The sequence below is a fragment of the Vibrio sp. V04_P4A5T148 genome (genome assembly GCF_963875605.1).
Lineage (GTDB): Bacteria > Pseudomonadota > Gammaproteobacteria > Enterobacterales > Vibrionaceae > Vibrio > Vibrio anguillarum.
This window is the reverse complement of sequence record NZ_CAWNMS010000032.1, coordinates 37,837-50,091: the sequence shown is the minus strand read 5'-3', so window position 1 is coordinate 50,091 and position 12,255 is coordinate 37,837. Positions and strand designations below refer to the sequence as shown.

Sequence of the window (12,255 nt, the reverse complement as noted above, 5' to 3'; positions counted from 1 at the left end):
GGGATAACCCCAATGTATTAATTGGTAGTAAAGATATTGCTTGAATTCTTTACCAGCAGAGAGTGTTTCTTGAATATCAAACTCTTTTATGGTGTAACTAATGGTTGTGATGTGGTCTTGGTAAGCAATCTCTTTATTGCCTCGACTCATTCTCAATCCATTTAAACTAGGCGATAAATAATGAAAATTCAATAAAAAGCAATTTATACAATCACCTTTTAATATCTCTTCTTGCCAGCTACTGTCTAATATCCAAAAAATTCGATTACCTTCTTTTTGATAATAAATAAGTAGCTCTTTTTCCGTATTAAAAAGTGCGGGAGTGGTGGACATGTAAAACCCTGAAGAGTGGTCATAGGCTTTCAACTCATCCGAAAGTTGTAATGGGAAACCGACAGTCGAGCAGCTACGCCCGTCTTTGTTGACAACCGCGATCATTCTGATAAATCGGTTGTAGTACTTGGAATCACGAATTAATGACATATCGCTTGCTTGGCATTCATAATTTATCTGAGCGACTTGATCTAAAATCATATCATTTAAGCTCTGAGCTCTATTGGCCAAGTAAAGATTGACGGTATCGAGTTTGCTTTCCAGCACATAGCGTGTCAACGGATTGATTAATATCGGGATGGCTAACGAAAAAATAAGAGTCGGGATCAGAAAGAGTAAGATCGCTATTTTAACGGGTCTGGTCAAAGTCATAAATGCAACCTTAGGCATCGTTATGCCACTGCGTTAGTAAGTGCGCAGTTTAGCATGCCACTGGTTCAATTGATGAGAATTTCGAAGAGTTATACGATTACCCAATGTATTACATTATCTGGATTTGAAGCCACAGTTCGAAGCCAAAAGTGATAGCGTTAATCATGGTTGTATTCTTGACGTGAGTGAGTGTTAGAGAGTGTTTGAAATCCAGAATAAATGCGGGTAATGGTGGTGAACCAGCATGCGCCGCCGAATAGATAAGCTATTAAGGCAAAATGTTGAGGAAAAAGACAAAAGAGGACGAAACAAGCAATCGTTTCCGTACCCTCAGTCAAGCCTGACATGTAATACAGTGATTTATTCTTGTAGATAGGGCTATGGATGTTTCGCTTGCTGGCCATCACGGCGAAGGAAAGAAAGCTGCTTCCCGTACCGATAAAAGAAAAGATCAAAAAGGCACCAGCCACCGCATTGTGCTCAGGTGAAGCCAGCACAAAACCAAACGGGATGAGCGAGTAAAACAGAAAATCTAAACTGATATCAAGAAATCCTCCCGCATCGCTGACCCCCTGAATTCTTGCCAATGCACCATCAAGGCCATCTGCTATTCGGTTTAGTATGATGAAAATTAATGCCAGCGTGTACTGCGAGAAAGCAAGTGCAGGAAGTGCACAGCAACCTAAAGCAAAACCCCAGAGTGTCGTTTGGTTCGCTGTAATGCCTAAGCGATGAAGCCCTTGAGCTGTTTTCTCTAGTGGCCAACGAATGATTTTGACACTAAATCGATCAAGCATGTGCGCTCTCCCATGAGCAGGTTAAAATACGGCTGTTAGGTGGAACATCATCTTTATCGTGCGTGACCATCAAGGTCGGAATGCCTTCGGCGACCAGTTGATTGAAGACCCAATCCCTAAATTGGATCCGCAGTGCTTTATCTAACTTGCTAAATGGTTCATCCAATAGTGCCAGTTTAGGTTGAGCCAGTAGCATGCGAGCCAAGCTAATACGTGCTCGCTGCCCCCCAGATATCTGTTCTGGGTAAGCATTGGCAAGATGTTCGAGAGAAATTTTCTGTAATGCTTTTTCTGCTTGAGACTGCCGTTCATGGCCTTTTACCGAGTTGGGCAAGGCAAAAGCCAAATTTTGCCAAACCGTCAGATGTGGGAAGAGCAGATCATCTTGAAATAAAATACCGACTTGCCGCTGATGTGCAGGCCGCAAAGTGATGTCGACACCGTCCAGTATGACTCTGCCTTGGAAGCTAAAATCCCTCCCCAAATGACCCGCAATTACATTAAGTAGCGTTGATTTTCCGCAGCCGCTCGGCCCCATTAAGCTAACAATTTCACCAGGGGAGATGGTGATATTTAAATCCGATAAGAGAACTTCACCATTTTGTTTATGGATGGCGAGGTTTTCGAGGCAGAACGTCATGAGTAATGGCTTCCTTACGGGCAGTTTTTTTAACGATAGAGTTCATGGTACGGCGATGAGTTTGCAGGCGGCTGATCACAATCGCCAAGGTGAAAAAAATTAAAGGCAGTAGGGCTTGCCAAATTGCATAGATGGCGGTGACTCTGCGGTCAAAGCCACTCGAGAGTGCAACGGCTTCGGTAGTAATAGTAGCGATCCTTCCTGCGCCGAGCATCAAAGTCGGCAAATATTGCGCTAAGCTCACACTCATTCCAACCGCTGCCGCGTAAACGATGGCTGGTAAGAGTTGCGGCGTTTTAATTTGCCAAAATACTTGCCACGGCGTTTTTCCTAAACTCAACGCTGCTTTAGTCAGGTTTTGATTGTAGCTTTGCCACGGACCATCCAACGCAAGGTAGACAAAAGGAAAGGCGAAGAATACATGTGACCATGTAACCCAAAGCCAATACTGATCGCTGGCTAAAAAGAGTGTGGCGATCTGCATGCCAAATAACAGTGAAAGCTGAGGAATGAGCATCGGCAAGGCGATCAAATAACTGGGTAAATGGCGCTGATATTTGAGCTTATACTCATGAGCGAGTAGAGATAACACCAGCGCAATCACAGTGCTGAATAGCGCTAATTGTACGCTTTGATAAATGGTTGGTGCGATATTCAACCATTCGTTGTCCCAAAAACGGGTACTGAACTGGCTGGGCCATAAATCTGGAAAGCGCCAACGTTGTGCAAAACTCCAACTTACCATTAAAGGCAACATCAGCAGAGATAAGGTAATGATGAATAAAAACAGTGATTTTCCTGGCAAGGAAAGCGCATAGCGGCCTGAGTATTGCCAGCGTTTGTAGTGTTGCGTGGAACACTTTTCGATGAAGAGAACGATCAATAACATGGCGCTGGCAAGTATAAACAACAGAACGGCGCCAGCGGAGGCGCGAGGAATTAAGGCTAAGTTAGGGTCACTAAACCACTGCCATACCAATACTGCAAACGTTGGTGGATTATTGGGACCTAAAATGAGCGCCAAATCGACAACGGATACACCGTAGGCAATCACGGCAAAGAGGGCAAACCGCAATTTGTTTAACCACTGTGGGAAGATCACTTTTAGCCATAGTTGGGGTTGAGAATAACCCAGCGAAGCCGCTGCTTGTTGCAGTTTATCAATGTTTAATTGCTGCAAAATGGGGATGCTCATCAGCAGTAAAAAAGGAACTTCTTTAAGTGCTAACGCTAAGGTTAACCCGACTGCGTAAGGGTTGCGCACTAAAAGCGAAGCGCCATCTCCCATGAATGAGGTTCCAAACAGATGATACAAAAGGCGATCCATCATACCGCTTGGCGAGAATAAAAAAGCAAAACCAATGGCAAAAGCGACGTGAGGCATAGCCAGTAGCGGTGACAAAGCGTTCTCTACTTTTGACCAGTGACGGCTGTGCCATAATGATTGCAATATCACAAAGCAGATCGCTGCGGCGAGATAGGTACTGATTAACGCAGAACCTATGCTAAGTAGTAGAGATTGCCCGACTCCCGACCATTGTAAGATGGCGATGTAGCCATCTAGAGAAAAGTGGTGCAAGCCAACGGGAGGAATATAGCCCAATGAGGAGAGTATGACCCCAAGTAGGCCGGGAACAACTGGGGCAATACAGATGACAATAATCAGCAAATAGCTTGCTCTAAACATCGGGCTTTATCTCAGTCTCTTTAGTGGCCGTAGCGTTGTTGCCATTCGGCTTCAAGCGCCGTTTGCCAGCTTGGATGTGGCTCGGCGATTGATTTAAACAGCTGAGTTTTCTTGGCGCTGCCACTTAAGAACTCATTTTGTAATACCGATGGATCTCCCCAAATGGAAAGATCCCCTTTACGAGATTGTGCTTCCGGACTGAGTAAGAAATTAATCGCAACCAATGCGCCTTCTTTGGCACTCGCATTCCAGGGAATGGCTAGAAAATGAATGTTAGAAAGAGCCCCTGTTTCAAACGCGTAGGAGCGGGTAGAGGCCGCGAGCGTTCCATTTGCTTGAGCGGAAAAAACAGCATTGGGGTTAAAGTTGATGGAAAGATCAAGCTGACCATCATCAAGCAATTGCAGCATTTGAGCAGAGCCGCTGGGAAACTGCTTGCCTTGACGCCAGGCCACAGGATGAAATTCATCAAGATAGCGCCAAAGAGGCGCTGTCACTATGGCAAAATTTTGTTCATCCACAGGCTTAGACAGTGCAACATCGTTCTCTGTTAGTTCAATCAATAAGGCTTTAAGGAAACTGGTGCCATGAAACTCTGGAGGACGAGGGTAACTAACACGATTCGGAAACGCCTTTGCGTAGCTCAATATTTCTGAAAATGAACGGGGTGGGTTATTGAGCTTTTCCTGATCGTAAATAAACACCAGTTGTCCTACACCCCAAGGCGCTTCAAGGCCAAGAGTCGGCTCTGAAAAATCTTGATCGATCGGCAGTGAGGAATCAACATATTGCCAGTTAGGTAAACGCTCCGTAAATGGGCCATACAGTAAACCATTATTTTTCATGGACTTAAAGTTTTCACCATTAATCCATACTAGATCGACACTGCCATTGTTATTTTTAGCGGCCGCCTTTTCTGCAATAAGCCGTGTTGTTGTCTCGGCAATATCGGTCACTTTCACCTGTTTTAACTCGATACCGTAGCGATCTTGAAGCTCGTTGCCTGCCCAGCGGATGTACTCATTAATCTCTTGGCTTCCTCCCCACGCATGAAAGTAAACGGTTTGTCCTTTAGCTGCATCTGTGGTTTGTTGCCAAGTTTGCGCTGACGCGGAAAGTGCGAAGGCACACGTGCAGAGTAAGGTGATGAGCTTTTTCATAATTATCCTTAAAGATCGCTTTATTCAGTGACTTAGTGAATAGACCGGAGATATTTCCATGTTCATTCATTATGAACGAAAAAAAACAAAAGATCTGAATTGGTAAGAAAAAGCAGAAGTCGCAGATAGGTGAATGATGTGTGAGGTGGTCTACGGAAATGGCAGCCTGATGGAAAAGACTGCCATGAGAAGAATGACTGAAATTAATTTACCCAATCACGCAAAGTAAAGGTGAGCGTGTGAACCTCATTTTTAAGCGTTAGGCTATCTTTAGTCAGGTTGATCTCGCTCCAATCTGACAATGTTTGAGAAAACGCCTGCTCGGTATCCATGACATCACCGATACACATCATCATGGTCATGCCCATTTTTTCGATGCGGAATTGGTTGTCTTTTAGCTCGGCTTGCCCAAAAAAGTTATTGCAACCTGCGTTACCGCTAGCCATCATCTTTTCGCCGATTTCTAATCGCGGTGCTTTTTGTTTGTCATTATTGACCACGTCCTTGCCATCAATTTGCACCAGTTGCCAATTGTGATGCTGCAAATCTTGAGCGGTAATGCTTTCTACATCACCATTACTTGCACAGGCACTCACCAATACAGGTAGAGAAATTGCGGCTAGCCATTTTTTTGAACTAAACTTCATCGTATTAGACCCCAGAATTTGGAAAACGCGCACAGTATATAAAATTGAGTACTGTTTTTGTCAGTATAAGGTGATTGTTTTATATGCGTCACAGTTTGCAATCAGGAAGTGACACACGTTACTCTTATGTGGCGGACATTAAATTGGAAAAATAATTGAGTAACCATGGAGCAACTCGAATTTTTTAAAGTGCTGAGCCCTTGTATCGGTGTATGTTCAGTTGATGACAAAGGTTATTGCCAAGGCTGTATGCGTAAAAGGGAAGAGCGTTTTAACTGGCTCTCAATGACTGCTGCACAGCAACTGCATGTCATAAAATTATGCCAACAGCGCTATAAGCGGAAAAAACAGAAACAACAAGCGCAAAACAAAGCAGATTCCGAGCCAGAAACGAACCCGCAGCGCGATCTGTTTTAATCAATTACTTCATTCCCCAAAAATCACTGACCCAACCACCAGCATGTTCATCAAAATGATTACCGTGAAAACGTTTATTCACATCGGGTTGTTCCATGTTGGGTTTTTCTGTCAGAAGCTGTTGAATATAGTTCGCCATTGGATCTGTACGTTGGTGCCGCGTTACAACATCTTTTATCAGTTGTAATCGATAAGTGGAACTTGCGCGTTTCATTTCTATAACCTCCATTGTTGTGGTAACCAATAGAAAAAATAGAAGCGATCCAGTACAGCGTCAATCAAAGATCTGATTAAAATTTGCTCAATTTTATGATTAAAAATTAACCGCCTGATTTGGCTCGATTAAAGCTCTTTAAGCCATAGAATCTATTTAAAGAGAGATCGCTCTCGAAATTTTGTGATTGCTTTTTAGTGTTGCAACCGAATGAGCGACCCCATCACATAAACATATTTATAAAATCAATAATATCCACTCTGTTTTAATGAAAGCCTGTTTATACGTATGAGTATGTTATGAAACTAAAAATTGTTACTAGCGCAATACTTGCTTCTATTGCCGCTTCTTCTTTCGCTGCTGATGGCGATATTCATCAGGTTACCATTCTTGGTACTTCCGATATTCACGGGCATTTTATGCCATGGGATTATGCTGCTGACAAACTGAATATGCAGGGGAGCCTAAGTCAAATCGCCACCAAGGTTAAACAGATACGAGAGCAAGATAAAAACGTTATTCTAGTGGATGCGGGAGATACGATTCAGGGAAACTTTGTTGAAACGTTTAAGCATGAAGCCGTAGACCCTATGATGCTCGGTTTTAATGAGATGAACTACGATGCTTGGGTGCTGGGTAACCATGAGTTTGATTTTGGTTTATCGGTATTAAATCGCTCCCTGACTCAATTTAAAGGCCGAGCGTTAGCCGGGAATATTCAGAGGCCCGATGGCAATCCATTCTTACCTGCCGCAACAATTATTGAAAAAAATGGCGTCAAGATCGGTATCATTGGAATGGATACTCCGATGACACAAGTGTTTGCTGAAGGCACTAATCGCCTTGAAGGCATGAGCTTCACTAACCCAACACTTGAAGTGAAAAAAGTGATTGGGCAGATAAAAAATGATGTCGATGCGATCGTTTTGGTTGCGCACATGGGGCTGGATAACGAAAACGACATCAAAGATACGGGCGTATCTGATATTGCCAATGCTAACCCAGAAATCGATGCCATTGTTGCTGGCCACATGCACACTAAAATTGATAAAGCGACGGTAAACGGTGTCATCATTACCGAGCCTGACAAATATGGACGCGTTTTATCTCGAATCGATTTCCAATTTGAAGAAAAGGATGGCAAATACACGCTCGTTCATAAAGACAGCTTCACCTACCCTATGAAAGGTGTTGATTCTGATTCGAAAATGGAAACGCTGTACGCACCTTATCATCAACGCTTACGAGAAAATGCCAATCGCGAAATTGCGATACTTGACGGAGTCGACTTGGTTCCTGATGATGAAATACGCGGTATCCCTCAAGTGCATATTCAAGATACCGGCATCAGTGCGCTGTTTCAGGAAGCCAGTTTTTTCTACGCGCCAAAAGCAAACGTGATCGCACTGCAAATTGATAATGACCAAGCTCAACTTGATACTGGCCCAATCAAAGCAAAAGATATCGCGTTTAACTATCAATATGCTGGTGGTGAAATTACGGTTTACCAAATGACAGGTAAAGAGCTGCGCACCTACATGGAATGGGCCGCTGGGTATTTCAATTCCGTCTCGCCAGGCGATGTGACTTATAGCTTTGATCCAAAGCGGCGCGCATCGAAATACTCAACCAATGATTTTTTTGCGGGTGTCACTTACACCATTGATCTTACTCAACCTGCGGGTAAGCGAATTAAAGATCTGCGTTTTGCTGGTGGACAACCGATTGATGATACTAGTGATATTCGGTTGGGTATGAATAGTTACCGAATGGGGCATTTGACGCAGAAAGGGGGTAGCCTTGAAGGGCGGTCATTCCCGATTATTTTTGACTCGGAAGCGGAATATGGTGAAGAGGAAGGAACTATTAGAAACCTAACGATCCGCTATCTCACCCAAGAGAAGCAAGGCCGCTACGAAGGGAAACCAATGCAACGTTGGAAGCTGGAAGGTTTGCAAGGGTATGAATCGGAACGTGCCATCGTGAAAGCTCTAATTAATAGTGGCCAAATTGATGTACCAAGTAGTGATGATGGGCGTTATAGCAATATCGCCTCGATCAATGTTAAAGCACTGCTCTTTACCAATAAGGCCGCGGCTGAAGAGGCGATCAATGCGCGTATTTTGCAAAGTAGCCAAGCTTCTGATGCTGAAAAACAGCGTATCAATCGAGATATTGTATTGCTCAAGGCATTGAATGCTAATGTTTTAGATTAGCTAAAGTTTTAAATTAACGGTTAAGGCTCTGGCCAAAAGTCAGAGCCTACTACTTTAACGACTAACTCATCAATAACCAGAATCCAACGCCTATCATCAATGAGCCTGAAATACGGTTCATTAGACGCACATTTTTTGAATGCCCTAGAGCTCGTTTTAACCCTTTGCCACCTGTTGCGTAAAGTGTCATGCAGACAAATTCCGAGACCATAATAATGGACACCAGCAGTAATAGTTGAGGTGCAAGTGGTGCTTCACTATTAATAAAAGGCGGAAGTAGGGAGACCATAAACGCCCAGCCTTTAGGGTTAGCAATCGCGGTCACAAAACCTTGCACGACAAGATCCCAGTCTTTGTTATGGGGAGTGACCTGTGAGTCGCTACTGAGGGCAAGCTTGCCTTTTGAGCGCCACATCTGAATGCCTATATAGCCAAGATAGATGGCACCGATGGTTTTGAATCCGGTAAAGAGCCAAGGGTAATTGAGCATAATCGAAGCCATCCCCAAAACGGCTGCGATGGAAACGAACGCCACACCGACGATCTCTCCCATCATCATCCATAAAGTTCGGCGATAACCAATACTCATCCCAAGACTCAGTGCCAATGTCATGCACATACCTGGAGTAATCGAAACAAAAAAGAATGTTGGTATAAATGCCAGAAGTAAAGTACTGCTCATTAATCAATCCGTGTTGAGAGACAAGAGCTCTAGCATACACATTAATTACAATCTTCACTATTTCACTTTGCTGTGCAATTGACGACAGTGCTACTTACGGATTGAAACCAATAAAGATGACCGTTTGGGATGATGAAGCATAGATAGGATGCACAGAGATGAAAAAGCCGCATTGCTGCAGCTCTTTCGTTGTTATGACTTACTTCTTACGATTTTTTAGTCGATTCATCATGTTCAAACGACGTTCTGCTGAGGCTTGATCCGGCTTTTCGTCATTTGGGTTGTTACGACGGCCTTGGCGATCTTTGTACGCCGCTTTTGTGTGAAGTTTTTCAATGTAGGCATCACGCTGTTTAGGTTCATAACCTGGCTGCTCAACACGGCGGATGCGTTGCTGGATAAGGTTTTCAACCTGAACAACAGTCAACTCTTCTTCGCGGCTGACAAATGAGACAGCATGTCCCTGTTTGCCAGCACGACCAGTACGACCTATGCGGTGTACATAATCTTCGGCGAGAAATGGCATGTCATAGTTAACCACGTGTGGCAGGTCGACGATATCTAAACCACGTGCAGCCACATCGGTCGCAACCATGACACGCACTTTGCCTTCTTTAAATTCTTCAAGAGCGCGTCGACGTGCACTTTGTGCTTTATCGCCATGACATAGCACGGCCTTGATGCCATCCAGTTTCAGCTCTTTAACCACTTCATTAGCCGTCTCTTTATAGTTCACAAACACTAATACTTGTTGCCAATTTTTGCGGCCAATCAGTTCAGACAGCAGTTCCGTTTTACGCTCTTGATCGACAGGGTAAACCACATGCGCCACTGTTGCGGCCGTGGTATTGGCACGATCAGCATTAATGCGTTTGGGTTTGCGTAAAATATCGCCCGCCAGTTGGTTAAGCTGAGTGGATGTAGTGGCCGAGAACATCATGATTTGCGGTGAGGTTTCTACTTCCAGCATGATTTTACGCACGGGATTGATGAATCCCATATCTAAAATTCGATCTGCTTCGTCGAAAACCAAAAACTCAAGGTTGGCGAGTGAAACATTACCTTCACTTAAATGTTCTTCTAATCGGCCAGGGGTCGCGACCAAAATGTCCACACCCATTTCAAGCTGACGAACTTGAGAAGACATTTTATTTCCACCGTAAACAGCAGCGACACTGAGTTTGGTGTACTTGACGTAGTCTTTAATGTTCTGGGCAATTTGTGCCACTAATTCACGCGTGGGTGCCAAAATTAAGCCTCGCGCTGTTTTAGGCGAAGGTTGCTTGCCGCTATCTAACAGATGTTGAATAACGGGCAGTGCGAATGCTGCGGTTTTGCCTGTGCCAGTTTGCGCCGTTGCAAAAATATCATGCCCTTTACGAGCCTCGGGAATGGCTTGTCGCTGAATGGGGGTAAGTTTTTCATAGCCGCATTCAGTAAGCGCTTTAACAAGTTCAGGTGCAAAACCTTGAGATGAAAATGACATTTAACGGGTTCCTTAAGCAGACAGCCTACAGTTCTTAATTTTAGCCGTGCACTATATAGGATTTAGAGTGATTTATCTCACGTTTATCGTGATCAGTGATAAATTTCCTACATTATTGACCAATTGTATTTGAGTTCACAAATGAGATGAATTGGTGATTCATAGCGGTTGCCTATCTTTCTATTATGTTTTTACTTCAGAAGCCGATAATAAATGGTAGACTCTCAACACTTGCGTAGCATCATGATGACGCAGAAGTAATTAACCTTGATAAAGGATGCATAGACGCCATGGACAATGCAGATTTTGTACAGAAACGGCAATATTACCGCTTAAAGTATCCAAAGCGGGCAAGACCTACCGTAAAAATTGATGATCAGCTATTCCATGTCTGTGAAATATCAGAGCAAGGCATTCGTATTTCAATGCCGAGAGTGACTACTTTATATTGTGGTCTATCGATGTCTGGTACGGTGCAGCTACGCAGCAATAATACAGTCAAAATTGCAGGTCAAGTACTGCGCTTTCAACAAGATGAAGTCGTGGTTCAACTATCCAATGGTCCTGCTTTTAAGCACATGGTTGAAGAACAGCGTTATATTCGCCAAAGATACCCGTCTTACTTCTCGTCTTTACGTTCTGCTTAAATCAAAAACTGTCTGCGTTGAAACGAGCGGTGCGTGCTTCTGCGATTGTGCAGTGCGTGATGTGCATAAGTTCGGCGAGAGTGATTGATGGGTTTTGTTTAACAAGCCTTACCAACTTGGCTGATTTGGGTTCAAGCTGTTCCTGATATTCTGCCAGTTTGTCTTTGAGTCTCGTTATTAAAAATTGCATGACCAGTGAATCAAGTTCTCTGAGCCGATTTGCCAATAATTCAAGCTGCGTTATCTCACCACTGATTTGCCAATTTCTGGAACGTCGTATTCGTTTCAGGTCGCACTGATATTCTCTCGCCAGCATTTTTGCTTTTTTCGCATTTTCTCCACCAAGCCGATGAATCAATGAGGGGAGGGAAATCGTGATGATCATAATAGCCATGTTCTTGTTTGGATGACTTTCCGTTATAACACGGTCTTATAAAACGGTGAAACCCCGATAGTTGGTAGCTATCGGGGTTTCGAATTTTTAGATTTCTCGGATGGTAAGGCCGATCATCTTTATGCAAAAGGTTGGATTTTATCCAACTAATTCCTTGGTAGGAAATTAGATGCGGATGAAGTCCATGTGCTCAACTTTTGGCTTGAACACGTGACGTTGAACGTCTTGTGGCTTAACTTTTACTTCTGCGCCATCAATTACTAGAGTAATTGCTTCGTAGAATTCTGGTTTGTCCATTTGGTTGATCACGTCAGAATGATCCAGTGCGATAGCAACTGGCGCTGCTTCACCACCGTAAACAACTGCTGGGAATTGGCCCGCGTGACGTAGGCGGCGGCTCGCACCTTTACCTAGTTCAGTACGTACTACTGCTTCGAATTTCATAGTTTTTACACTCAAATTAGTAAAAATAAACTTCACATCTGCAATGCGACCTTGCTGATGTGGTATAGCTTTGATAGTGAATCAATGATTACTAACAAAACGAGCGCGGATACTAGCAC

Annotated in this window: 13 protein-coding genes and 1 pseudogene; 3 read left to right on the top strand and 11 right to left on the bottom strand. The window is 43.7% G+C overall.

From position 1 onward, the window contains the following. From AACT18_RS06370 to AACT18_RS06345, 6 genes and pseudogenes are all read right to left on the bottom strand, one after another. Positions 1 to 705: pseudogene (locus tag AACT18_RS06370) on the bottom strand (EAL domain-containing protein); the annotation flags it as partial. A gap of 158 nt (positions 706 to 863) precedes the next feature. Further along, positions 864 to 1,502, bottom strand: a complete 639-nt coding sequence (locus tag AACT18_RS06365) for a CDP-alcohol phosphatidyltransferase family protein (RefSeq protein WP_094124577.1) — start codon at positions 1,500 to 1,502, stop codon at positions 864 to 866. Further along, complete coding sequence (locus AACT18_RS06360) at positions 1,495 to 2,142, bottom strand: ATP-binding cassette domain-containing protein (protein ID WP_094124578.1); 648 nt, start codon at positions 2,140 to 2,142, stop codon at positions 1,495 to 1,497. The genes AACT18_RS06365 and AACT18_RS06360 overlap by 8 nt, the downstream gene beginning before the upstream one ends. Beyond that, positions 2,108 to 3,829, bottom strand: a complete 1,722-nt coding sequence (locus AACT18_RS06355) for an ABC transporter permease (RefSeq protein ID WP_094124579.1) — start codon at positions 3,827 to 3,829, stop codon at positions 2,108 to 2,110. Before AACT18_RS06355 ends, AACT18_RS06360 begins: the two co-directional genes overlap by 35 nt. Before the next feature lie 20 nt (positions 3,830 to 3,849). After that, entirely contained in the window at positions 3,850 to 4,989 is a 1,140-nt protein-coding gene (locus tag AACT18_RS06350; RefSeq protein ID WP_094124580.1) for an ABC transporter substrate-binding protein, read from the bottom strand. Between the two features lie 203 nt (positions 4,990 to 5,192). Next, positions 5,193 to 5,636, bottom strand: coding sequence for an META domain-containing protein (locus AACT18_RS06345; protein WP_026028018.1), 444 nt, complete (start codon positions 5,634 to 5,636; stop codon positions 5,193 to 5,195). 165 nt (positions 5,637 to 5,801) lie between these two features. Here AACT18_RS06345 and AACT18_RS06340 point away from each other — a divergent pair, with 165 nt between their 5' ends. Further along, on the top strand, positions 5,802 to 6,053 hold the full coding sequence (locus AACT18_RS06340; protein WP_013857474.1) for a DUF1289 domain-containing protein: 252 nt from the start codon (positions 5,802 to 5,804) through the stop codon (positions 6,051 to 6,053). A 4-nt stretch (positions 6,054 to 6,057) separates the two neighbouring features. On the opposite strand, the gene AACT18_RS06335 is transcribed toward AACT18_RS06340, so the two are convergent. After that, positions 6,058 to 6,267, bottom strand: a complete 210-nt coding sequence (locus AACT18_RS06335; RefSeq protein WP_026027723.1) for a hypothetical protein — start codon at positions 6,265 to 6,267, stop codon at positions 6,058 to 6,060. Between the two features lie 299 nt (positions 6,268 to 6,566). Here AACT18_RS06335 and AACT18_RS06330 point away from each other — a divergent pair, with 299 nt between their 5' ends. After that, the gene (locus tag AACT18_RS06330) at positions 6,567 to 8,483 is read left to right on the top strand and encodes a bifunctional metallophosphatase/5'-nucleotidase (protein ID WP_094144254.1); all 1,917 of its coding nucleotides are present in this window, start codon (positions 6,567 to 6,569) and stop codon (positions 8,481 to 8,483) included. A 61-nt stretch (positions 8,484 to 8,544) separates the two neighbouring features. Here AACT18_RS06330 and AACT18_RS06325 read toward each other — a convergent pair whose 3' ends face one another. Beyond that, the gene (locus tag AACT18_RS06325) at positions 8,545 to 9,165 is read right to left on the bottom strand and encodes a LysE family translocator (protein WP_094125351.1); all 621 of its coding nucleotides are present in this window, start codon (positions 9,163 to 9,165) and stop codon (positions 8,545 to 8,547) included. A gap of 199 nt (positions 9,166 to 9,364) precedes the next feature. Further along, the gene (locus tag AACT18_RS06320; RefSeq protein WP_026027722.1) at positions 9,365 to 10,651 is read right to left on the bottom strand and encodes a DEAD/DEAH box helicase; all 1,287 of its coding nucleotides are present in this window, start codon (positions 10,649 to 10,651) and stop codon (positions 9,365 to 9,367) included. Positions 10,652 to 10,941: 290 nt separating this feature from the next. Here AACT18_RS06320 and AACT18_RS06315 point away from each other — a divergent pair, with 290 nt between their 5' ends. Next, complete coding sequence (locus tag AACT18_RS06315; RefSeq protein WP_017046184.1) at positions 10,942 to 11,298, top strand: PilZ domain-containing protein; 357 nt, start codon at positions 10,942 to 10,944, stop codon at positions 11,296 to 11,298. Position 11,299: 1 nt separating this feature from the next. Here the strand turns inward: AACT18_RS06315 and AACT18_RS06310 are convergent, their stop codons facing one another. Continuing rightward, entirely contained in the window at positions 11,300 to 11,692 is a 393-nt protein-coding gene (locus AACT18_RS06310) for a ribosome recycling factor family protein (protein ID WP_017047699.1), read from the bottom strand. A gap of 165 nt (positions 11,693 to 11,857) precedes the next feature. Beyond that, positions 11,858 to 12,136 (bottom strand): 50S ribosomal protein L25, encoded by a 279-nt coding sequence (gene rplY, locus AACT18_RS06305; RefSeq protein WP_010318386.1) that lies wholly within the window; start codon positions 12,134 to 12,136, stop codon positions 11,858 to 11,860. Positions 12,137 to 12,255: the final 119 nt, after the last annotated feature.